Raw genomic sequence first — 21,191 nt, 5'->3', positions numbered from 1 at the left:
GCTGGCTGGCGGGCCGGTTACTGGCTCAGCACCCATTGCACGAGCTGGTGCGCGTCGTCGGCGGACAGCGGGCCGCCGCGATCCTCGGCGGACGGCATCGGCGTGTCGCCCCAGTGCACGCGGCCGCCGACGCGCAGCTTGCGTTCCAGTTCCGGCGCGGCCGCCGGATCGCCGCGGTAGCGCTGCGCGATCTCATGGAACGACGGCCCGAGGAACGTCATGTCGGACGTATGGCAGAACATGCAGTGCTGCGCATTGACGAGATCGGTCGACTCGGGCACGGCCGTCTGTGCGGTGGCCGGGTTGGCCGCGGCGGCGATCACGCAGAAGGCGGCATTACGCAGGAGGTTCATGTCGTTTTCCTTGTCCGGATCGGAAGGGCCGTATCGCGCCGCAGGGCGCGCTTACGAGACCACTTCGTCGAGCGGGCGGCGCGGCGAGTGCGGCGTATGCGGGCCGCGCCCGACACGCAGCAGCAACTGTGGCTCGCCGTGCAGCCCGAGCATGTGGCGCAGGTGCGCGCGCAGCCCGGCCGTCTCGATCGGCTGGTTCAGGTACGACGCGGTATAGCCCGCGCGCGCCGCGACGAGCAGGACGCGCTCCAGCGCCTGTCCGGCGGCGAGCCACGCGTCGCGATCGTCGCGCACGGTCGAAATGCATACGATCAGCGGCGACGCGCCGACGAGCTGGTGATGCAGCGCGGCCAGCCCGTTGCCGAGATCGAAGGTCCGCACCGCCATCGTCACGACGGGCGCCGCGAAGTCCAGCAGCGTCGGCACGCCGGCCGCGAACGCCGGCATGCCGTCGGCGTGCCGGCGCGGATCGATCCAGCTCGCCAGTTCGCGGCGAAAGCGCGGATCCGCAAACTGCTGCTGATCGGCTTCGGCGACCAGCTCGGCCACCCGTGCGCGATGCGCGATCGAATCGATGCAGGCGACCTCCGCGCCTTCCGCGACGCCGGCCGCGATCAGCTCGCGCTGAAGGTCGTCCGGCACGGCCGTCGATTCGAACGGCGCACGCGTCGTGACGCGCGCCGGAATCGCATCGAACAGCGCGCCGAGGGCCGCATCGGAATAGCCGTCGTCGCACACCCGGACCATCGCCAGCAGATCGGGATCGATGTCGGACGGAAACGTGCTGATCGTATGAGCGAGCCCGGCGTGATCGAGCGCGACGCGCAGGTTGAGCAGGGCCGCACCGCAGCTGATGATCAGCTCGCGATCGAACGGATCGATGACGGGCAACGCGCGTACCCGATCCGCGCAGACCGCGATCGTGGGGCCGTCGACGATGAACCGCCACGGCTGCGAGTTGTGGCTGGACGGCGCCAGCACCGCGTAGGCCAACAGCGGCCTCAGATCGTCCTCTGGGTGGGCGCGCGCGGCGAGTGGGGGAACGGATATCATTCGATCATCTCCTGGTCGCCACACGGGGGGGCGTCATGCCACTTCATCGTGTCAGCAACCGTCCGTCCGCCGTTGACCCACATCAAGCGCCCTTCACCGGGCCATGCGTTCGCGACGCGGAGCGACTAGCGTGGAGAGGTGACGCGTACGAACACGCGTGCGCGGGGAGGCGAGCATGCTTGCGATGATGTTTGACGGCACGACACCGCATTTGCGCGAGGCGCGCGTGCCGGACCCGTTGCCGGCGGCGGGCCAGTTGCTGATCGACGTACACGCATGCGGCGTTTGCCGGACGGATCTCCACGTCGTCGACGGCGAGCTCGCGCATCCGAAGCTGCCGCTGATCCCGGGGCACGAAATCGTCGGTACGGTGCGTGCGCTCGGCGCAGGCGTGACGGGCTTCGCCGTGGGCGATCGCGTCGGTGTGCCATGGCTCGGCTCGACGTGCGGCCATTGCGCGTACTGCGCGACCGGCCGCGAAAATCTGTGCGACAGCCCGGGATTCACCGGCTATACGATCGACGGCGGCTACGCAGCGCGCACCGTCGCCGACCACCGCTATTGCGTGCATCTGCCGCAGCGCTACACCGATCTCGAAGCCGCGCCGCTGTTGTGCGCGGGCCTGATCGGTTATCGAACCTTGCGCATGGCGGGCGATGCGCGGCGCATCGGCATCTACGGCTTCGGCGCCGCAGCGCATCTCGTCGCGCAGGTCGCGCATGCCGAGGGGCGGAAGGTGTTTGCGCTGACGAAGCCCGGCGATACCGTGGCGCAGCAACTGGCGCGTTCACTCGGTGCCGCGTGGGCCGGCGGTAGTGACGAAACGCCGCCCGAGACGCTCGACGCCGCGCTGATCTTCGCGCCGGTGGGCGCACTGGTGCCGGCCGCGCTCCGCGCCGTCGACAAAGGGGGGACCGTCGTGTGCGGCGGCATTCACATGAGCGATATCCCGGGCTTTCCGTACGCGTGGCTGTGGGGCGAGCGCCGCATCGTGTCGGTCGCCAACCTGACGCGTGCGGATGCGGTCGAATTCATGCGGGTCGCCGAGGCGATGCCGCTGCGGGTCGAGGCCGTGCGCTATGCGCTGACCGATGCGAATCGCGCGCTCGACGACCTGCGTACGGGCCGCTTGTCCGGGGCGGCGGTACTCGCGATGCGCGGCTGATGCGCTGGCCGCGCGCAGCGAGGTCAGATTCGCCCGAGGCCTTCCGGATCGACGATGCGGATCTGCTTGCCTTGCGCGGCGACGAGCCCCTTGTGCTGGAACTTCGACATCATGCGGCTGACCGTTTCGAGCTTCATCCCGAGATATTCGCCGATCTCGTCGCGCGTCATCCGCAGCACGAATTCGGCGGCCGAGTAGCCGCGCGCCTTGAAGCGCGTGGAAAGGTTCAGCAGGAACGCGGCCACGCGCTGTTCGGCGGTCATCGTGCCGAGCAGCAGCATCAGCGCGGATTCGCGGACGATTTCGCCGCTCATCATCTGGTACACGTGATGCTGCATCGGCCGTACTTCGCGGCACATCTGCTCGAGCTGGCCGAACGGAATGATGCAGACGGTACTGTCCTCGAGCGCGATCGCGTCGCCGTTGTGGTGCCCGGTGTGCACGCCGTCGAGCCCGAGCGATTCGCCGACGATCTGGAAGCCGGTGATCTGCTCGTCGCCGTCGCGATGCGTCACGATGGTCTTGAACGATCCGGTCCGGACTGCATAGATGCTGTTGAACGCATCACCCGCGCGAAACAGCGTTTCGCCGCGCCTGACATGTCGCGTCGTGCAGATCATCGCGTCGACGCGCGCGAATTCATCAGGAGAAAGGTCGGCCGGCATGCAGACGGTACGCAACGCGCACGTCGAGCAACGGGACGCGGCGCGCTTCGGTTGTTCCGCCCGGTCGACGGGATGCAACGGGATGAACGGGCGGAACGGCGTGGTCGGCGAAACTTCGGCATGGCTCTGCATGATCGGCTCCAGTACGTTGAGGACAGCGACGAGCCGCCGTGGGCGGGATCGCGCTGGTGGTCGCGCCGCTGGCCCTGGCGGTTGCCGCACTCATGGTGAAGAACCGCGCCGGATGGAGGCCTGTCCCGACGGCGAGTGCCGCCTTTGCTCCGCGAGGCGCGTGCTTGTTTTTCTTGATCTGGAGTATGGATGTTGCGCGGCGTCAAGGAAATCAGCAGCCGTTGAAGATGCAGTAGGTCACATGGAAGCGATGTAGGCGATTTCCTACACGGGTGCGGCATTCTGTCCGGGCCGACGCGCGGGTGCGCCGGTCGTGCGCCGGAGCCGCCGTCAGAGATCGTCCGGGTCGTCGAACAGCTTGTGGCGCATCGCATAGCGCACGAGCGCCGTGTCGTTCGGCATCTGCATCTTCTCGAGAATCCGCGTCTTGTAGGTGCTGACCGTCTTGACGCTGACACAGAGCGCTTCCGCGATTTCGGAGATCGACTCGCCGGTGGTGACGCGCCGGAACACGTCGAATTCGCGGTCGGACAGACGCTGGTGCGGCAGGAGATCGGTCGGCTCGTTCAGGCTCTGCGCGAACTGCTCGGCCATGGTCAGGCTGACGTAGACGCCACCGGCTGCGATCTTGGTCAGTGCCGCGACCAGCTCGGCGCTCGCGCTCTCCTTGGTCATGTAGCCGGACGCGCCGGCGCGGAACGCGCGCACCGCGTATTGCTGCTCGGCGTGCATCGTCAGCACGAGGATATGCAATGCCGGTTTCTCGTCCTTGATCTGCTTGATGAGTTCGACGCCGTTTCGGCCCGGCATCGACAGGTCGAGCACCAGGACATTCGCGGGGGTATCCCGCACGCGCGCGATCGTGGACGTGCTGTCGCACGCTTCACCCGCGACCTCGAAGCCGCTGGCATTCTGCAGGATGTGCCGCAGACCGTCCCGGACGAGGGCATGGTCGTCGGCAATGAGTACCCGGATCATGGCAATCCATTCCTTGCCGGATCACGTGGCGCGGGCCACGCGGCGGCTTGCGTCGATCATCGTCGCGGACCGGCGCGCTCAATCGCTCGATGATGGCCGACGCCGATGACCGGACGATGTCCATCGTCGTCGGGGCGGGACCGGCACGGGGCCGGTTCGTCGATGCCCCGAAATTGTGCGCCGGTCGCCGACGTTCGCCAATCGGGATCGATGCGTACTGCCGCCGTCGCGTGGACTTGACCGGCATCAACCGGATGACGTTGGCCGGGCCCAAACTGGTTCGGCAAGCCGGTCTAAACCGGGCAACGACAGGGAGGCGTCATGTACGCACGGATCTTCGCAGCACTGGACGGCAGCCGCAGTTCGCGGCTGGCGCTCGACGAGGCGATCGCGATCGCTCGCCATTCGGGCGGCCTGATCGTCGCCGTGTGCGTGGTATCGGACGCGCCACGACTGACGGACGTCGACCGCGGTTATATCGACCAGCGCGACCCGGCGGGGCTGGATGCAGACAAGGCCGCGCTCGCGGTGGCGGATGCGGAGGCCGCGTTTCGCCTGTGCGGCGTGCGCGGCACCGCGCAAACGATCGACGCGTGCGGCGAGGAGGTGTCGTCGGTGCTGGCGCGAGCCGCCGCGGAATGCGACGCGGACCTGATCGTGATGGGCACGCACGGACGCCGCGGCGTGCGCCGCGCGGTGCTCGGCAGCGTCGCCGAATCGCTGGTCCGCACCGCCGACCGGCCGGTGCTGGTCGTGCGTGAGGGGCGGGGCGCGTGTGCGGCCGTGTTGTGACGGAAGAGGGCAGCCGCAGGCGGCTGCCCCGTCGTCATGGGTGCGTCAGTGCGACAGCAGCACCGGCACCGTCATCGTCTCGAGGACGGTGCGTGTCGCACCGCCCAGCACGCGTTCGTGCATGCGCGCATGGCTGTACAGGCCCATCACGAGCAGATCGGCATGCAGGTCGGTTACCCGGTTCAGCAGCGTCGCGCCGACGCCGACCGACCGGTCGCGCGGCGTCGTCGAGAATGACGCGCGCACGCCATGCCGCTCGAGATACGCGGCGACGTCGACGCCCGCCGGCGTCTTGTCCGGATCGGGTTGATCGCGCACGACCGTCTCGACGTTGACGAAGCGCGCGCGGGCCAGCAGTGGCAGCGCATCGGCCATCGCGCGGGCGGCCTCGCGCCCGCCGTCCCAACCGATCAGCACGTTCTCGCCGATCGTTCGCACGTCGCCCGCGTAGGGCACGACGATCGCCGGACGGCCGCTGCCCATCACGACATCCTCGACGAAATGGCGCGCCACGTAGGTCATGCGATCGTCCGGGTCTTCCTGGCCGAGTATCAGCAGATCGGCGTGGCGTGCATGCAGAACGGCGGCAGCCGTTGCGTCGCCGGTCGGCGCCTGCCACTCGACGCTGCGTCCCGCGCGCTCGGCGGCCGTCAGGAATCTTTCTTCGGCCTCCTTGCGCCGCTGCTCGCACAGGCGTTCGTACACGGCCAGCTTCAGCGGCTCGTCGGGTCGCCGCAGCGGTTCGAAGTGATCCTGGCAGACTACGTAGAGACCGATCAAATGCGCATTCCAGCGTCCCGCCAGGTCGAGTGCGAGGTCGATGCGCGCTGCGCAGCGCGCGCTGTCGTCGAGGTGGACGAGCAGGGTCTTGTAGCTCATGACGGCTCCTTTTCGGTTGAGGCCGCGACGGTCTCGGCAGGTTTGCCGGACGGGCTGCCGGCCGGAATCATCAGCACCGGGCACGTGGCCAGGCGCAACACGCGCTCGGCCACGCTGCCGAGGAAGAGGCGCTGAACGCCGCGCCGGCCATGCGTGCCCATGACGATCAGGTCGGCCTCGATTTCGTTGGCAAGACTGACGATCCGGTGCGGGATGTCTTCGCCTGCCGGCGCGACGTTGGAGATCTGCGGCGTGCCGGCGACGTCGCGCGCTTTCAGGCGTCGCGCCGCGTCCTCGGTGACGCGCAGCCCTTCTTCACGAAAGGTGTCGATCAGGATCGACGGATCGTAGCCGTACATGTCGTAGGCCGGCACGAGGAAATCGACGACGTAGACGGGAGTCAGCCGCGCACCCGTCTCCGACGCGAGAGCCAGCGCGGCGTCGAGTGCACGGGACGACGTGTCGCTGCCGTCGAGCGCAACCAGAATGTTCGAGTACATGGCGTTTCCCTTGAACCGATGTGGATGAAATCATCATCGGCGCGTGCGCGCCAATCGCGCTGATCTGGATCAAGCGTCGCGGTTGGCGCGCAGCACACCGACCGCGGCGCGCGCGGCGATCCACGCTTCGTTGGTCGGCTCGACGACGACCGTGACCGCGCTCGACGCGGACGACACGACCTGCGCATGGTCCGCGTTCGCGCCCACGTCGATATCGATGCCGAGCCAGCCGAGCGCCGCGCAGATCCGCCCGCGCAACACGGCCGAGTGCTCGCCGATGCCGGCCGTGAAGACCAGCATGTCGAGGCCGCCGAGCAGCGCGACGAGCGCACCGGCTTCGCGCACGATGCGGTGGACGTAGAGTGTCAGCGCATCGCCGGCCAGTGCGTCACCGGCGGCTTCGCATGCCAGCAGCACGCGCGGATCGCCGGAAGCGCCCGACACGCCCTTGAGCCCCGACTCGTGATAAAGCATGTGACCCAATGCTTCGGTGGACAGCTTGTCGGCCGCGAGCAGGTGCAGGACCACGCCGGGATCGAGTGTCCCGCAGCGCGTGCTCATCATCAGCCCGTCGAGCGCCGAGAAGCCCATCGTCGTTGCGACGCTGCGACAGTCGCGCATCGCGCACAGGCTGGCGCCGCTGCCGAGATGGGCGGCGATCACGCGGCCGTGCGCACGTGGGCCGAACTGCTCGTCGAGCGCGACGACCAGGTATTCGTACGACAGACCGTGGAACCCGTAGCGGCGCACACCCTGGTCGAACCATGCATGCGGCAGCGGCAGCAATTGCTCGGCGCGCGGCAGTGTGCGATGAAACGCGGTATCGAACACGGCGACCTGCGGCACGTCGGGAAACGCATCGCGCAGCGCGTCGATCGCATCGAGGCTGTGCGGTTGATGCAACGGCGCGAGCGGCGTCAGCGTGCGAAGCGCGTCGAGCACCGCGTCGTCGACGACGACCGGGTCGACGTACCGGGCACCGCCATGCACGACACGATGTGCGATGGCGCCCAGCGCGATATGCGGCAGTTGCACGCGGATCCACATCGCGACCTGCGCGAGCACCGCACGGTATGGATCCGCCATGCGCAGCGGCAGCGTGCCGCCCGGGGCAGCGTCGAAGCGGAGCGACACGCCATTGCCGGTTTCGCTCGCTTCACCCTCGTGCAGCGGCCGCCGCGCGGGGTCCCCGTGCGGCGGATACGCGAAGACCGCGAACTTCACGCTCGACGAACCGGCATTGACGACGAGCAGCGCGAGCGTACGCATCGATCGATTCAGTGCGACATCAGCACCGGGAGCGTCATCGACGCGAGCACCGTGCGCGTGGCGCCCCCCATGATCAGTTCATGCCAGCGCGGATGGCCGTAGGCGCCCATGACCAGCAGGCCGGAACCCGTTTCATACGCGCGCGACAGCAGCGTGTCGCCGACCGACGCGCCGGTACCGGTGTCGATGTCGAGCACGTTCACGTCGCGCGCATGGCGCGCGAGCATCAATGCGGCATCGGCGGCCGGAATGCGCGTGGTCGCCGCTTCGGAATCGCCGTCGACCACCGCGGCGACCGTCGTGCGCTTCGCGTGCTCGAGGAAGGGGAGCGCGTCGTGCGCGGCGCGGGCGGCTTCGCGGCTGCCGTCCCAGGCGACGAACACCCGTTCGCCGATCGACGGGAATTCGCCGGTGTACGGCCAGAACAGCACCGGGCGGCCGGCGGACAACACGAGGTTCTCCGGAAACTGGTCGTCGATGTAGGTTTCGGGATCGTTCGGGTCGCTCTGGCCCGCAATCACGAGGTCGGCAAGACGTGCGGCGCGCGGCACGGCCACATTCGCGCGCTCATCGGCGTGAACCCAGGTGGACGGCACTTTTGCGCGAGCGGTTTCCGCATGGAACAGGCGCTCCAGTGCGGCGAGCCGCTCGTCGCGCCGCGCGCGGTGTTCACGGAAATAGTCTGCGGAACCGGCCATCACGTAGAACGAATGCGGTTCCGGCGTATAGACCGCGAACAGCCCGGTGAGATGCGCACCGAAGCGCCGGGCAAGACGCAACGCGAGTTCGAGACGCGAATGCGCGCGGGTGCTCGTATCGAGGTGCACGACTAGGCTCTTGTAGCTCATCGGAATCGCTCCATCGACGGGTGATCCGCCAGTGCAATCCAGTCTACGAAGCAGGGTTTCCGCGTGCTTGACTCAGATCAACGGGTGCCGTGCGCCACGGTCGCACAGTGAAGTGGACGCCAATTCACCGACCGGATCGAAGGAGGGAAGACGATGAGCCCCCAGGCTTTGACCACACCGAACGACGCTTGCCGCGCGGGTTGCGATCTCGCGTTGCGCATGGCCGTGCTGACTCGCGACTGGCAGCACGAATGGCACGCGCTGGCAGGGCGGCGCATCGAGCGGGACCGCGACGCGGTGCGCGGCCTGCAGCAGGCGCTGGCAACGACGAACGAGTGGACGGCGTTCGGCGAGGCGGCCCGGCAGGCGGTGCGCGACTACACGATCGCGACCGTCGCGATCTGGCAGGACGCCACCGAGCTGTGGATGCGCGGGCAGTTCGAGAGCGCGAGTGCGTGGCGCACGTGGCTGCGCGATTACGGCACCGGCGCGCTGTCGCGCTACCAGACCGACTGGTGGCCCGATCTCGGGCGGCTGGCCGTGGTCAACGAGGCGAGCATGCCGTGGCGCGACTGGATGGCCGCGTTCGAGCTCGGCATCACGGAAACCGTCGACGCGGGCGACGGGGCCGCGGACGTCCGGCGTCTCGATGGCCGCCATGCGGCGCAGGAGCACGATCATGTCCGCTGAGCGCATCGCTTTCGTCACCGGCGGGATGGGCGGCCTCGGTGCCGCGATCAGCCGCCGCCTGCACGAGGCCGGCATGACGGTGGCGGTGTCGCACACCGAACGCAACGACCACGTCGCGACGTGGCTCACGCAGGAACGCGAGGCGGGCCGCACGTTTCATGCGTACGAGGTCGACGTGGCCGACTACGACTCGTGCCAGCACTGCGCGGCGCGCGTGCTGGCCGAGTTCGGGCGCGTCGACGTGCTCGTCAACAACGCCGGCATCACGCACGATGCCACCTTCGTGAAGATGACCAAGAGCATGTGGGATGCGGTGCTGCGCACCAATCTCGACGGCCTGTTCAACATGACGAAGCCGTTCGTGCCCGGGATGATCGATGCCGGCTTCGGCCGGATCGTGAACATCGGGTCGGTGAACGGGGAGCGCGGCGCGTACGGGCAGGCGAACTACGCGGCCGCGAAAGCCGGCATCCACGGCTTCACGAAATCGCTGGCGCTCGAACTTGCGCGGCACGGCATCACGGTCAACACGGTGGCCCCTGGCTACCTGGCCACCGCGATGCTCGAGTCGGTACCGAAGGAAGTGCTCGACACGAAGATCCTGCCGCAGATTCCGGCGGGCCGCCTCGGCGACCCCGACGAAATCGCCGCGCTCGTCGCCTTCCTGTGTTCCGATGCGGGGGCGTTCGCAACCGGTGCGGAATTCGACGTCAACGGCGGCATGTACATGCGATGAAAGCATCCGTCATCCGTGTGCCGCTCCCGCGCGAATCGAGGCAGCAATCCGATCGGGACCGCCAGAAAGCCGGCACGCCCGAGTGCGCGCCGGCCGAGGCGACACCCGCCGAACAATGGAACCGCGCCGCGCATGCGAACATCGCCGCGATGACTTTCGGGCTGTCGCCCGTGTCGCTGGCGTTGGCCACGCTCGACTGGGGCGCGCACCTGGCGGTGTCGCCGGGCAAGTGCTTCGAACTCGCGGCGCAGGCGTGGCTGGCGGCCGCGCCCGCGGCGGCGGAGCAAGGCGCGGCGGACGACGCCGACACGGACGGCCTGGCCGTGCATGCGGGGCACGCCGATCCGCGCTTCGCCGCGCCCGCATGGTCGGGCTGGCCGTTTCGCACGTATCGCGACGGCTTCCTGTCGGTTCAGCGCTGGTGGCGCGAAGCGACGCGCGGCGTGCCGGGTGTCGAACGGCACCACGAGGAGCTGGTCGGCTTCGTGGCACGTCAATGGCTCGATGCGTGCTCACCCGGCAACTTCCTGACGACCAATCCGGTCGCGCTCGACGCGACGCTGCGCAGCGGCGGCGCGAACCTCCTGGCGGGCCTGCGGCACTGGCAGGACGATGTGCATGCGTTGATCGATCGCACGTGCGGCACGCGCGGCCGCGACGTGCGTACGTACCTGCCGGGGCGCGACGTGGCGATGACGCCGGGCCGGGTCGTGTGGCGCAACGCATTGTGCGAGCTGCTGCAATACGACCCGACGACACCGCGCGTCGCACGCGAGCCGATCCTGATCGTGCCGTCGTGGATCATGAAGTACTACATCCTCGATCTGCAGCCGCACGATTCGCTGATCCGCTTCCTGGTCGATGCGGGCTACACCGTGTTTGCGGTGTCGTGGCGCAACCCGGGTGCGGAAGCGCGCGATCTCGGGCTCGACGATTACCTGCGCGACGGGTGCCTGGCCGCGCTCGACGTCGTCCGGTCGATCTGCGGCGAGGCGGTCCACGCGGCCGGCTATTGCCTCGGCGGCACGCTGCTGGCAATCGGCGCGGCGGCGCTCGCACGCGACGGGCGGCAACATGAAGCGCTGCGATCCGTCACGTTGCTCGCGGCCGAGACCGATTTCAGCGAACCCGGCGAACTCGGCCTGTTCATCGACGCGAGCGAACTGTCCGCGCTCGACGCGCTGATGTGGCGGCAGGGCTACCTGGACGGCGCGCAGATGTCCGCCGCGTTCGAACTGCTGAACGCGCGCGACCTGATCTGGTCGCGGATGATGAGCGAATACCTGCTCGGCACGCGCACGAAGCCCAACGACCTGATGTCGTGGAATGCGGACACCACGCGCATGCCGTACCGGATGCATTCGGAATACCTGACCCGGCTGTTCCTCGACAACGATCTCGCGGCCGGCCGCTACTGCGTCGACGGGCGGCCGGTCGCGCTGTCGGATCTCGACGTGCCGACGTTCGCGGTCGGCACCGAGCGCGATCACGTGTCGCCGTGGCGCTCGGTCTACAAGCTCCATCTGCTGACGCACCATGCGTTGACCTTCGTGCTGACGGCGGGCGGCCACAACGCGGGCATCGTGTCGGAACCCGGTCATCCGGGCCGCCATTACCGCTGCGCGACCCGCGAACCCGGCGCGTCTTACCGCAGCCCGTGCGACTTCATGCGCGACACGCCGGCGGTCGAAGGATCGTGGTGGACCTGCTGGCGCGACTGGCTGCACGCGCGCTCGTCGGGTGACGTGCCGGCCCGCACGCCGGCCGCCGGGCTTGCGGCGGCGCCGGGCGCCTACGTGCTCGAGACATGAACGGGCATCGGCATCCGGATCCGTGCGGCGGCGCGTGCCTGCCCGGCCTGCTGCCGCGCGCGGACGGCGCATGGCCCGGGCTGATCGCGCAGGCGCGCAACGCAGCGCCGCTCGTCGTGGCCGTCGTGCATCCGTGCGATGCAACCAGTCTCGTCGCGCTGGCCGAACTCCGCGAGTCGCCGCTGGCGGCCGCGATCGAGCCGCTGATCGTCGCGCCGCGCGACAAGGTGCTGCGTGTCGCGCACGATGCGGGCGTCGATCTGTCGCCGTGGACGATCGAGGACGTGCCGCACAGCCATGCGGCGGCGGCCCGCGCGATCGAACTCGCGGCGGCCGGCCGTGCCGGCGCGCTGATGAAGGGCAGCCTGCATACGGACGAGCTGATGGGCGCGGTCGTCGCCGCCGAATCGGGGCTGCGCACCGACAAGCGCATGTCCCACTGTTTCCTGATCGAGACGCCGGCGTATCCGCGTCCGTTCATCCTGACCGACGCGGCGGTGAACATCGCGCCGGACCTCGCGCAGAAGGCGGCCATCACGCAGAACGCGATCGACGTCGCGCATGCGCTGGGCGTGGCGTGCCCGCGCGTGGCCGTGCTGTGCGCGGTCGAGACCGTCAATCCGGCGATGCGCTCGACGCTCGACGCGGCGGCGCTCGCGAAGATGGCCGAGCGCGGCCAGCTCACGGGCGCGATCGTCGACGGCCCGCTCGCGCTCGACAACGCGATCTCGCTACGGGCGGCGCACGACAAGGGGATCGATTCGCCGGTCGCCGGCCGCGCCGACATCCTGGTCGTGCCCGATATCGAAGCGGGCAACCTGCTCGCGAAGCAGCTCGAATACCTGGGCGGCGCCGTCAGCGCAGGCATCGTCGTGGGCGCGCGTGTGCCGATCGTGCTGACGAGCCGCGCCGATGGCGCTGTCGTCCGGGTCGCGTCCTGCGCACTCGCGATGGTGCTGGCACAGGCGCGGCATGTATCGCAATCCTGATGAATGAACCTGCAACCCTTTCTTTCGATGGAGGAACCCCAATGAAAGCACTCGTCTACCACGGGCCCGGGCGCAAGGCGCTCGAGGAGCGGCCGATGCCGGAACTGCAGTCGCCCACCGATGCGCTCGTGCGCGTGACGCGCACGACGATCTGCGGCACCGACCTGCACATCCTCAAGGGGGATGTACCGACTTGCGAGCCCGGCCGCATTCTCGGCCACGAAGGGGTCGGGATCGTCGAGCAGGTCGGCGCCGCCGTCGACGCGCTGAAGCCGGGCGATCACGTGTTGATCTCCTGCATCTCGTCGTGCGGCCGCTGCGAATATTGTCGGCGTGGCCTGTATTCGCACTGCACGACCGGCGGCTGGATTCTCGGCAACCGGATCGACGGCACGCAGGCCGAGTACGTACGCATTCCACATGCGCAGACCAGCCTCTACCGGATTCCGCCGGGCGCGGACGAGGAAGCGCTCGTGATGCTGTCCGACATCCTGCCGACCGGGTTCGAATGCGGCGTGCTGAACGGCAAGGTGCAGCCGGGCTGCTCGGTCGCGATCGTCGGTGCGGGCCCGATCGGGCTGGCCGCGCTGCTGACCGCGCAGTTCTACTCGCCCGCGCGAATCATCATGATCGATCCCGACAGCAACCGGCTGGAGGTGGCGCGGCGCTTCGGCGCGACGGATTGCCTCGACGGCCGCACCGGCGACCCGGTGGCGGAAGTGATGAAGCTGACCGACGGCGTCGGCGTCGATTGCGCGATCGAGGCGGTCGGGATTCCGGCGACGTTCGAGATGTGCACGTCACTGGTGGCGCCGGGCGGCGTGGTCGCGAACGTCGGCGTGCACGGCGTCAAGGCCGACCTGCACCTCGAGAAGCTGTGGGATCGCAACATCTCGATCACGACCCGGCTCGTCGACACGGTCAGCACGCCGATGCTGCTGAAGACCGTGCGCGCCGGGCGCCTCGATCCGAAACGCCTGATCACGCACCGGTTCCCGCTCGACGACGTCGAGCGCGCGTACGACACGTTCGGCCGTGCTGCGCAGACGCAGGCGCTGAAGGTCATCATCGAAGTCGGTTGATGTCCGGGTAGTGTGCGGCGGGAACCGGCAGGCGACACCCGGTTCTCGCCCCGTCCGGTGGGTCACGTCGTCAGGACGAAAGCGCAGCCGGCTCGCGTGTGTCACCGGATTCGACCGCATCGAGATCGACGCACTGCGCATACACCGGCACCTCGCACGGCCAGTGCAGCCGCTCCGCGATGCGCCGCCGCATCGCATCGGCGGCGGCCGGCTCGCCATGCGTGACGAAGGTACGCTCGGGCGCGCGCTGCATCGTGCCGAGCCAGCGGAGGATCTCCTCGTAGTCGGCATGCGCGGAGAGCGTCGTGATCGACTCGACCTGCGCGCGCACGCGTACGTACTCGCCGTGGATCTTCAATGTCGGCTCGTGCGCGGCCAGCGCCGCGCCGCGCGTGCCGGCCGCCTGGTAGCCGACCAGCGCGATCGTGTTGCGCGCATCGGGCGCGTAGCGGCTCAGGTGGTGCAGCACGCGGCCGCCCGTCGCCATCCCGCTGCCGGCGATGATGACCATCGGGCCCTGATGGTCGGCAATCGCCTTCGACTGCTCGACCGAGCGGATCATCGTGGCCGCGTGGCCGAGCGCGTTCGCTTCGGAAGGCGTCAGCCGGTGTTCGAGAATATGGTGGCGATAGATCTCGGTCACGTCGGTGGCCATCGGGCTGTCGACGAACACCGGCACGCGCGCCATCCGGCCCGACGCCTTCAGGCGCGCGATGTAGTGCAGGATCTCCTGCGCGCGGCCGACGGTGAAGCACGGCATCACGACCACGCCGCCGCGCGCGAAGGTCTTGTCGAACAGCGCGGCGAGTTCGTTCTCGGGGTCAGATTCCGGATGCAGCCGGTCGCCGTACGTCGATTCGACGACCACGTAGTCCGCATGCGCGGGCGCCAGCGGCGGCTGCATGATCGGGTCGTGATAGCGGCCGAGGTCGCCCGAGAACGCCAGCACCTTGTGATCCCAGTGCATCACGACGCTCGCCGCGCCGAGAATGTGGCCGGCCGGCAGCAGGCGGAACGCCAGTCCGCCGCCGAGCGCCGTGCATTCGTCGAACGCGACGGGCTTCAGCAGGTGCAGCGCGCGCTGCGCATCGTCCAGCGTGTAGAGCGGCTGCGCCGGATGATGCTTCGAATAGCCGTGGCGGTTTGTGAAGTCGGCTTCTTCCTCCTGCAGCCGCGCGCTGTCGCGCAGCATGATGTCGCAGAGTTCGGCCGTGGCCGGCGTGCAGTACACCGGCCCGCGAAACCCTTCGCGCGCCAGCACCGGCAGATAGCCGGTGTGGTCGAGATGCGCGTGCGTGAGCACGACCGCGTCGAGCGTGTCGGGCGCGACCGGCAACGGGCTCCAGTTGCGCAGCCGCAAGTTCTTGGTGCCCTGGAACAGGCCGCAATCGACCAGCACGCGCCGGTTGCCGTGCTCGACCAGGTATTTCGAGCCGGTCACGGTTTCGGTCGCGCCGAGAAAAGTCAGTTTCATGGATCGCCTCACGGGAGTGGACGGAGCAGTGAGTCGATTACAGCGCGGATGCGCGCGAAGCGATTGATGGAAATCAGGGATTGCCGTATCTGTATCCGTGCCCGGGTCGGGCGAGATTCGTCCTCCAGCTGTTGCGGCTCCGGATTGACGTCAATCAACGCCCGGGCCGGACGGCGGCACGCCCGGCGGCCACGGCCGCCGGCACGCCGTTGGTTGATCCTCGTCAACCCGCCGGCGCCGGCGTGCGCGATGCTGAATCCGGTGCGGCCCGATCGCCGATCGCGAATGTCACGACCGGTGCGGCCCAACGGGAGACGGAAATGAAGTCCGATGCAGCACTCAAGCAGGACGTCGAGCAGGCGCTGTTCTGGAATCCGGCGATCGACGCGCGGCGGATCGACGTCGACGTACGCGACCGGATCGTCACGTTGCGCGGCTCGGTCGACAGCTGGGCCCAGAAGCTCGAGGCGCAGAAAACGGCGCTGCATGTCGAGGATGCGCGTGCGCTCGTGCTCGAACTGAACGTTACACCGCCCGCGAACGCGTGCGCGGATCAGGAGCTGGCAATCGCCATCACGTTCGCGCTCGGCTGGCAGGAGGCGCTGCGCGATCACAAGATTAGCGTCGAGGTCGACCACGGTTGCGTGACGCTCGACGGCGAGGTCGATCATGCATACCAGAGTCGCGCGGCGGAAAAGATGGTCAGCCGGATGATCGGCGTCGTCGGCGTCGCGAACCGGATCCGGGTGCGCACGGACCACACGGTGCCGGACGTCGGCATGCGGATCGCCGAAGCGCTGGCGCGTCGCGCGCAGCGCGAATCCGCGGGCATTGCGATCGACGCGGTCGACGGCGTCATCACGCTGACGGGCAAGGTCGCGTCGCTTGCCGAAAGGCGCGCCGCGTGCGGTGCGGCCGGGTCGGTCAGGGGTGTCCGGGAGGTCGTCGACCGGCTGACCGTTGCGTGACGATGCATGAGCGGGCCAGTGCCCACCGTGTCGGCCTGATGCCATGAAAAAATCATTCGATTACTCCGGACTGCTGATCCCGTTCGTATTTGCCGTGCTGGTGGCGTATCAGCTGCTGATGGCCCAGCCGGCCACGACGTCGATCTCGTACAGCGATTTTCACCGCCTGGTCGACGCGCGGCTCGTCGACGATCTGGACATCGGCCCGTCGTCGATTTCGGGCGTGCTGCGCATGCCGCAGGCCGGTGCGAACCTGCCGGCCTCCGACGCGGCCGCCGTGAAGAAGGCGGGGCCGCCGTGGCGCTTCACGACCAACCGGGTCGCTGACGATCGTCTCGTCGCCGAACTCACGGCCGCCGGCATCCGCTATCGCGGCGTGCCGGATTCGGGCTGGCTCGAAACGCTTGCCGGATGGATATTGCCGGTGATCATCCTCGTGACGTTCTGGAGCTTCATGATGCGCCGGCCGGGCGGGGTCCGTGACCTGAGCGGCATGGGCAAGAGCCAGGCACGCGTGTACGTGCAGCAGGAAACCGGCATCACGTTCGACGACATCGCCGGCATCGACGAGGCGAAGGCCGAGCTGCAGCAGATCGTCGCGTTCCTGCGCAATCCTGAACGCTACCAGCGGCTCGGCGGCAAGATCCCGAAAGGCGTGCTGATCGTCGGCGCGCCCGGCACCGGCAAGACGCTGCTCGCGCGCGCGGTGGCCGGCGAGGCGGCCGTGCCGTTCTTCACGATCAGCGGCTCGGCGTTCGTCGAGATGTTCGTCGGCGTCGGCGCGGCACGCGTGCGCGACCTGTTCGACCAGGCAAAGCAGAAGGCGCCGTGCATCGTGTTCATCGACGAACTCGATGCGCTCGGCAAGGCGCGCGGTGTCGGCCTGATGTCCGGCAACGACGAACGCGAGCAGACGCTCAACCAGCTGCTCGTCGAGATGGACGGCTTCCAGGCCAATTCGGGCGTGATCATCATGGCCGCGACGAACCGGCCCGAGATCCTCGATCCCGCGCTGCTGCGGCCCGGGCGCTTCGACCGCCACATCGCGATCGACCGGCCCGACCTGACCGGCCGCAAGCAGATCCTGGCCGTGCACACGAAGCGCGTGAAGCTGGCCCCGGAAGTCGACCTGGCCGAGCTGGCGCAGCGCACGCCGGGCTTCGTCGGCGCGGATCTCGCGAACGTCGTCAACGAGGCCGCGCTGCACGCGGCCGAACTCGGCAAGCCCGCGATCGGCATGGCCGACTTCGACGAAGCGATCGACCGCGCGATGACGGGCATGGAGCGCAAGAGCCGCGTGATGAACGACGAGGAAAAGCGGACCATCGCGTACCACGAGGCGGGCCACGCGCTCGTCGCGCAAAGCCGCGTGCATTGCGATCCGGTGAAGAAGGTGTCGATCATCCCGCGCGGCATCGCGGCGCTCGGCTACACGCAGCAGGTGCCGACCGAGGATCGCTACGTGCTGCGCAAGAGCGAGCTGCTCGACCGGCTCGACGTGCTGCTCGGCGGCCGGGTGGCCGAGGAAATCGCGTTCGGCGACGTGTCGACCGGTGCGCAGAACGATCTGGAACGTGCGACCGCGCTGGCGCGCCACATGGTCATGCAGTACGGGATGAGCGAGAAGCTCGGCTTGGCGACGCTCGACGATGCGACGCCGCAGGGCGGTTCGCCCGGCGTGTGGACGCCGGGCGACGGCCGGTGCAGCGAACACACCGCGCAGTTGATCGACGAGGAGGTGCGCGCGCTGCTCGAAGAGGCGCACGCGCGGGTCGCGGCGACGCTCGGCGAGCATCGCGACGCGCTCGAACGGATCGCGCGGTGCCTGCTGCAGCACGAGTCGATCGATCACGACACGCTGGTGGCGCTCATTACGCCGCCGGACGATCGCGGCGCGGCGCGCGAGCCGGCGCGAGTCGATGCGGAGCCGGTAACGGCAACGGACACGTCGGCCTGATCCGCCACCGGTTACCGGCGATCGTGACCACTCAACAGCCGATGCACACGGCGCGGCCGCGCAATTGCGCGGCGTCGATGACGACCGACGCGAGCTGCGGATCTTGCGGGACCCGTTGCCCGCTGCGTGCACGACCTGCTGCCGGCCGGTCCCATGCTGGTGCGTGCCGATCAGATTGAGGTCGGTGCGCTTTGACAGCGCATATCCATGCGCCGAGCCGACGGGTCGACGCGACCTTCCGCCATGTCATTCAATGGCAAAATTTGCCAATTCATGCTGTTTTGTGGCTTTTCATTCGCATGTCATCTCGCGTCGAGATAGTGCGGGATCGTGCGCCAATCCCGGGAACGAACGACGCGAGCCGGCCGGTTCGCCTCGCACGCGGGAATACGTCCATGGGACGCGGCAAGCAGCAACCAATACGCTCGCCTCGCAAGGGCGGCGCGCGTCATCTCGACAGAAGGAACGTGCAATCGTGAACGCCATCACAGCGGCAGACTCTTATGACGTGGTCATCGTCGGCGCCGGCATCGTCGGCCTCGCCCATGCCTATACGGCAGCGCTCAAGGGGCTGCGCGTCTGCGTGATCGAACGCGATGCCGCATGCGTGGGCGCGTCGATCCGTAATTTCGGTTTCGTCACCGTCACCGGGCAGCACGCCGAACACAGCTGGCGGCGTGCGCGGGCGAGCCGCGAGGTCTGGGCGGACGTCGCGCCGCAAGCCGGCATCGACGTGCTGCACAAGGGCCTCCACCTGATTGCGCGTCGCCCCGAGGCGATGCATCTGATCGATGCCTTCATGCAGACCGGCATGGCCGACGGCTGCCGGGTCATGACACCCGGTGAAGCGGCGGCCGTGGCGCCGGCGTTGCGGCTCGACGGCGCGCAAGGCGTGCTGCACAGCCCGCATGAACTGCGCATCGAGCCGCGTACCGCGATCGGGTTGCTGGCGGCGTGGCTGGCGGAACGCTTCGGCGTGACGTTTCGTTACGGCGAGATGGTGCACGACGTGTGCACGCCGACCGTGCGCACGTCGCGCGGCGTGTTGCACGCGGAGCGCGTGATCGTCTGCGGCAATGCGGACAGCCGTCACTTGTACGGCGACTGGTTCGCGCGGCACGCGGTGCGGCTGTGCCAGTTGCAGATGCTGCGCGTGCGGCCGCGCCGCCCGCTGGCGCTGCGCGCCGCGGTGATGAGCGACCTGAGCCTGCTGCGTTACGCGGGTTTCGCGGCGCTGCCCGCCGCCGACGCATTGCGCACGCGCCTGAAGGCGGAGGAGCCCGTGTGCCTCGGTTACGGCATCCACCTGATCGCGGTGCAGAGCGCCGACGGCAGCCTCGTGGTGGGCGATTCGCACGAATACGGCGCCGCACCGCTGCCGTTCGCGACGCAGGAAATCGATGTGCAGATCCTGCGCCTGCTGCACGAGACGCTCGATGTGCCGGAACTGGACATCGTCGAACGCTGGACCGGCAGCTATCCGTCGGCCGCCGATGCCGATTGCGTGATCGAGGCGCCGGATGACGGCACGCGCGTCGTCGTCGTGACGAGCGGCGCCGGGATGAGCACGGGCTTCGGGATCGCGCAGGACGTGTTTGCCGCGTGGTGAGGGCAGGGGCATGCGCGTCGCGCAGTCGCCGGGTTCGCGGGATGCGCGCGAGCGATGCGCCTGCCGGCACGGCTGCAGGATTCGATTGGCACTTTTAGTGTGTTTAGCGAAACAGTCGAATCAGGAATTTGTCTAGTCATCCTGATCGAAAGATCGGATGAAATGCACCATGTTCGTGCCGCGAATCACCACCGAGAGGCACGTCAGAGCCCCGGAATTAGGGGATTTCCCGCGTTTCCCCGGTTTTTTTTGATCAACGCTTGTCGCTCGTTTTTTCTTCTTGCATGCTTGTATAGACAAATTCCTGAGGCCGCTTGCATGACCGAAGGGATGACGATCTTCAACGCAAGGAGAAAACTCGTGAACGGCAAGCGCATCAAGTGGGCAGTCAGGACGATCGGCATCATCGCAGCGGCAGCGGCCACGCTTTCCGCGCCGGTGCAGGCGAAGGAATGGAAGACGGTGACGGTGGCGCTCGAAGGCGGCTACGCGCCGTGGAACCTCACGCTGCCGGGCGGCAAGCTCGGCGGCTTCGAGCCCGAACTGCTCGCCAACGTGTGCGAGCGTATCAAGGTGCAGTGCAACATGGTCGCGCAGGACTGGGACGGAATGATTCCCGGGCTGCAGGCCGGCAAGTTCGATGTCCTGATGGATGCGATCTCGATTACGCCGGAGCGCGAGAAGATCCTGCTGTTCTCGCGTCCGTATGCCGCGACGCCCGCGACGTTCGCCGTCACCGATACGAAGATCCTGCCGAAGGCGGCGCCGGGCGCGCCGATCGTCAAGCTGTCGGGCGACGCGAATGCCGACAAGTCGACCGTCGACGTGCTTCGCAAGCAGCTGAAGGGCAAGACGATCGGCATCCAGTCGGGCACCGTCTACACGAAGTTCATCAACGACAGCTTCAAGGACATCGCGTCGATCCGCGTGTACAAGACCTCGCCCGAGCGCGATCTCGACCTCGTCGCCGGCCGCATCGACGCCTCGTTCGACGATGTCACGTACTACGCGGCGAACAACGCGAAGAAGGACAACGCATCGATCGTGCTCGCGGGCCCGAAGCTCGGCGGGCCGATCTGGGGGCCGGGCGAAGGGCTCGCGTTCCGCAAGCAGGATGCCGACCTGAAGACGAAGTTCGATACGGCGATCGGCGCCGCGCTCGCGGACGGCACTGTGAAGAAGCTCGCCGACAAGTGGTTCAAGACCGACGTCACCCCGTAAGCGCACGTCCGGCCGCCGCC

20 protein-coding genes are annotated in these 21,191 nt (G+C 68.2%); 11 read left to right on the top strand and 9 right to left on the bottom strand.

Features of this window, described 5'->3' with window-relative positions:
* Positions 1–17: 17 nt before the first annotated feature.
* Together CFB82_RS37825 and CFB82_RS37820 are read right to left on the bottom strand one after the other, a co-directional pair.
* Positions 18–353, bottom strand: a complete 336-nt coding sequence (locus CFB82_RS37825; RefSeq protein ID WP_089487395.1) for a c-type cytochrome — start codon at positions 351–353, stop codon at positions 18–20.
* A gap of 51 nt (positions 354–404) precedes the next feature.
* Positions 405–1,406 (bottom strand): Acg family FMN-binding oxidoreductase, encoded by a 1,002-nt coding sequence (locus CFB82_RS37820; protein WP_089487394.1) that lies wholly within the window; start codon positions 1,404–1,406, stop codon positions 405–407.
* 175 nt (positions 1,407–1,581) lie between these two features.
* Between CFB82_RS37820 and CFB82_RS37815 the strand changes: the two genes are divergently transcribed.
* Positions 1,582–2,571 (top strand): zinc-dependent alcohol dehydrogenase family protein, encoded by a 990-nt coding sequence (locus CFB82_RS37815; protein WP_089487393.1) that lies wholly within the window; start codon positions 1,582–1,584, stop codon positions 2,569–2,571.
* Positions 2,572–2,594: 23 nt separating this feature from the next.
* On the opposite strand, the gene fnr is transcribed toward CFB82_RS37815, so the two are convergent.
* Together fnr and CFB82_RS37800 are read right to left on the bottom strand one after the other, a co-directional pair.
* Entirely contained in the window at positions 2,595–3,368 is a 774-nt protein-coding gene (gene fnr, locus CFB82_RS37810) for a fumarate/nitrate reduction transcriptional regulator Fnr (RefSeq protein WP_089487392.1), read from the bottom strand.
* Between the two features lie 330 nt (positions 3,369–3,698).
* On the bottom strand, positions 3,699–4,346 hold the full coding sequence (locus CFB82_RS37800) for a response regulator (RefSeq protein WP_089487390.1): 648 nt from the start codon (positions 4,344–4,346) through the stop codon (positions 3,699–3,701).
* 321 nt (positions 4,347–4,667) lie between these two features.
* Here CFB82_RS37800 and CFB82_RS37795 point away from each other — a divergent pair, with 321 nt between their 5' ends.
* On the top strand, positions 4,668–5,138 hold the full coding sequence (locus CFB82_RS37795; RefSeq protein ID WP_089487389.1) for a universal stress protein: 471 nt from the start codon (positions 4,668–4,670) through the stop codon (positions 5,136–5,138).
* A gap of 45 nt (positions 5,139–5,183) precedes the next feature.
* Here CFB82_RS37795 and CFB82_RS37790 read toward each other — a convergent pair whose 3' ends face one another.
* From CFB82_RS37790 to CFB82_RS37775, 4 genes are all read right to left on the bottom strand, one after another.
* Complete coding sequence (locus tag CFB82_RS37790; RefSeq protein WP_089487388.1) at positions 5,184–6,017, bottom strand: universal stress protein; 834 nt, start codon at positions 6,015–6,017, stop codon at positions 5,184–5,186.
* Positions 6,014–6,517 carry a universal stress protein gene (locus CFB82_RS37785; protein ID WP_089487387.1) on the bottom strand — a complete coding sequence of 168 codons (504 nt, stop codon included), beginning with the start codon at positions 6,515–6,517 and terminating at the stop codon, positions 6,014–6,016. Before CFB82_RS37785 ends, CFB82_RS37790 begins: the two co-directional genes overlap by 4 nt.
* A gap of 69 nt (positions 6,518–6,586) precedes the next feature.
* The gene (locus CFB82_RS37780; RefSeq protein WP_089487386.1) at positions 6,587–7,786 is read right to left on the bottom strand and encodes an acetate/propionate family kinase; all 1,200 of its coding nucleotides are present in this window, start codon (positions 7,784–7,786) and stop codon (positions 6,587–6,589) included.
* 8 nt (positions 7,787–7,794) lie between these two features.
* Positions 7,795–8,634, bottom strand: a complete 840-nt coding sequence (locus CFB82_RS37775; RefSeq protein ID WP_089487385.1) for a universal stress protein — start codon at positions 8,632–8,634, stop codon at positions 7,795–7,797.
* A 153-nt stretch (positions 8,635–8,787) separates the two neighbouring features.
* On the opposite strand from CFB82_RS37775, the gene CFB82_RS37770 reads away from it, so the two are divergent.
* Genes CFB82_RS37770 through CFB82_RS37750 form a run of 5 tightly spaced genes read left to right on the top strand, consistent with a single transcriptional unit; the run spans position 8,788 to position 13,942 of the window.
* A complete protein-coding gene (locus CFB82_RS37770; protein WP_089487384.1) occupies positions 8,788–9,324 on the top strand; it encodes a hypothetical protein in 537 nt (178 codons plus the stop codon).
* Complete coding sequence (locus tag CFB82_RS37765; RefSeq protein ID WP_089487383.1) at positions 9,314–10,060, top strand: beta-ketoacyl-ACP reductase; 747 nt, start codon at positions 9,314–9,316, stop codon at positions 10,058–10,060. The genes CFB82_RS37770 and CFB82_RS37765 overlap by 11 nt, the downstream gene beginning before the upstream one ends.
* Positions 10,057–11,871, top strand: coding sequence for a PHA/PHB synthase family protein (locus CFB82_RS37760; protein WP_089487382.1), 1,815 nt, complete (start codon positions 10,057–10,059; stop codon positions 11,869–11,871). Before CFB82_RS37765 ends, CFB82_RS37760 begins: the two co-directional genes overlap by 4 nt.
* On the top strand, positions 11,868–12,860 hold the full coding sequence (locus CFB82_RS37755; protein ID WP_089487381.1) for a bifunctional enoyl-CoA hydratase/phosphate acetyltransferase: 993 nt from the start codon (positions 11,868–11,870) through the stop codon (positions 12,858–12,860). Before CFB82_RS37760 ends, CFB82_RS37755 begins: the two co-directional genes overlap by 4 nt.
* A 41-nt stretch (positions 12,861–12,901) precedes the next feature.
* Complete coding sequence (locus CFB82_RS37750) at positions 12,902–13,942, top strand: zinc-dependent alcohol dehydrogenase family protein (protein WP_089487380.1); 1,041 nt, start codon at positions 12,902–12,904, stop codon at positions 13,940–13,942.
* 70 nt (positions 13,943–14,012) lie between these two features.
* On the opposite strand, the gene CFB82_RS37745 is transcribed toward CFB82_RS37750, so the two are convergent.
* The gene (locus CFB82_RS37745; RefSeq protein ID WP_089487379.1) at positions 14,013–15,416 is read right to left on the bottom strand and encodes an MBL fold metallo-hydrolase RNA specificity domain-containing protein; all 1,404 of its coding nucleotides are present in this window, start codon (positions 15,414–15,416) and stop codon (positions 14,013–14,015) included.
* Positions 15,417–15,736: 320 nt separating this feature from the next.
* Here CFB82_RS37745 and CFB82_RS37740 point away from each other — a divergent pair, with 320 nt between their 5' ends.
* From CFB82_RS37740 to CFB82_RS37725, 4 genes are all read left to right on the top strand, one after another.
* Positions 15,737–16,384 (top strand): BON domain-containing protein, encoded by a 648-nt coding sequence (locus CFB82_RS37740; protein ID WP_089487547.1) that lies wholly within the window; start codon positions 15,737–15,739, stop codon positions 16,382–16,384.
* A gap of 43 nt (positions 16,385–16,427) precedes the next feature.
* Positions 16,428–18,341 (top strand): ATP-dependent zinc metalloprotease FtsH, encoded by a 1,914-nt coding sequence (gene ftsH, locus CFB82_RS37735; RefSeq protein ID WP_089487378.1) that lies wholly within the window; start codon positions 16,428–16,430, stop codon positions 18,339–18,341.
* Positions 18,342–18,813: 472 nt separating this feature from the next.
* A complete protein-coding gene (locus tag CFB82_RS37730) occupies positions 18,814–19,950 on the top strand; it encodes a TIGR03364 family FAD-dependent oxidoreductase (RefSeq protein ID WP_373558913.1) in 1,137 nt (378 codons plus the stop codon).
* Between the two features lie 360 nt (positions 19,951–20,310).
* Entirely contained in the window at positions 20,311–21,171 is an 861-nt protein-coding gene (locus CFB82_RS37725; RefSeq protein WP_089487377.1) for a transporter substrate-binding domain-containing protein, read from the top strand.
* Positions 21,172–21,191: the final 20 nt, after the last annotated feature.

This window comes from Burkholderia sp. HI2714 (assembly GCF_002223085.1).
In the GTDB taxonomy this organism is placed as follows: Bacteria; Pseudomonadota; Gammaproteobacteria; order Burkholderiales; family Burkholderiaceae; genus Burkholderia; species Burkholderia lata_D.
Note: the sequence above shows the minus strand (reverse complement) of the source record. Positions and strands in the feature narration are given on the sequence as shown.

What these genes read in the sequence shown, in the direction of transcription:
- CFB82_RS37775 (WP_089487385.1), bottom strand. Translation starts at nt 8,634, where the DNA reads ATGAGCTACAAGAGCCTAGTCGTGCACCTCGATACGAGCACCCGCGCG.
- CFB82_RS37815 (WP_089487393.1), top strand. Translation starts at nt 1,582, where the DNA reads ATGCTTGCGATGATGTTTGACGGCACGACACCGCATTTGCGCGAGGCG.
- CFB82_RS37760 (WP_089487382.1), top strand. Translation starts at nt 10,057, where the DNA reads ATGAAAGCATCCGTCATCCGTGTGCCGCTCCCGCGCGAATCGAGGCAG.
- CFB82_RS37795 (WP_089487389.1), top strand. Translation starts at nt 4,668, where the DNA reads ATGTACGCACGGATCTTCGCAGCACTGGACGGCAGCCGCAGTTCGCGG.
- CFB82_RS37820 (WP_089487394.1), bottom strand. Translation starts at nt 1,406, where the DNA reads ATGATATCCGTTCCCCCACTCGCCGCGCGCGCCCACCCAGAGGACGAT.
- CFB82_RS37785 (WP_089487387.1), bottom strand. Translation starts at nt 6,517, where the DNA reads ATGTACTCGAACATTCTGGTTGCGCTCGACGGCAGCGACACGTCGTCC.
- CFB82_RS37790 (WP_089487388.1), bottom strand. Translation starts at nt 6,017, where the DNA reads ATGAGCTACAAGACCCTGCTCGTCCACCTCGACGACAGCGCGCGCTGC.
- CFB82_RS37750 (WP_089487380.1), top strand. Translation starts at nt 12,902, where the DNA reads ATGAAAGCACTCGTCTACCACGGGCCCGGGCGCAAGGCGCTCGAGGAG.
- ftsH (WP_089487378.1), top strand. Translation starts at nt 16,428, where the DNA reads ATGAAAAAATCATTCGATTACTCCGGACTGCTGATCCCGTTCGTATTT.
- CFB82_RS37745 (WP_089487379.1), bottom strand. Translation starts at nt 15,416, where the DNA reads ATGAAACTGACTTTTCTCGGCGCGACCGAAACCGTGACCGGCTCGAAA.
- CFB82_RS37800 (WP_089487390.1), bottom strand. Translation starts at nt 4,346, where the DNA reads ATGATCCGGGTACTCATTGCCGACGACCATGCCCTCGTCCGGGACGGT.
- CFB82_RS37765 (WP_089487383.1), top strand. Translation starts at nt 9,314, where the DNA reads ATGTCCGCTGAGCGCATCGCTTTCGTCACCGGCGGGATGGGCGGCCTC.
- CFB82_RS37770 (WP_089487384.1), top strand. Translation starts at nt 8,788, where the DNA reads ATGAGCCCCCAGGCTTTGACCACACCGAACGACGCTTGCCGCGCGGGT.
- CFB82_RS37740 (WP_089487547.1), top strand. Translation starts at nt 15,737, where the DNA reads ATGAAGTCCGATGCAGCACTCAAGCAGGACGTCGAGCAGGCGCTGTTC.
- fnr (WP_089487392.1), bottom strand. Translation starts at nt 3,368, where the DNA reads ATGCAGAGCCATGCCGAAGTTTCGCCGACCACGCCGTTCCGCCCGTTC.
- CFB82_RS37825 (WP_089487395.1), bottom strand. Translation starts at nt 353, where the DNA reads ATGAACCTCCTGCGTAATGCCGCCTTCTGCGTGATCGCCGCCGCGGCC.
- CFB82_RS37755 (WP_089487381.1), top strand. Translation starts at nt 11,868, where the DNA reads ATGAACGGGCATCGGCATCCGGATCCGTGCGGCGGCGCGTGCCTGCCC.
- CFB82_RS37780 (WP_089487386.1), bottom strand. Translation starts at nt 7,786, where the DNA reads ATGCGTACGCTCGCGCTGCTCGTCGTCAATGCCGGTTCGTCGAGCGTG.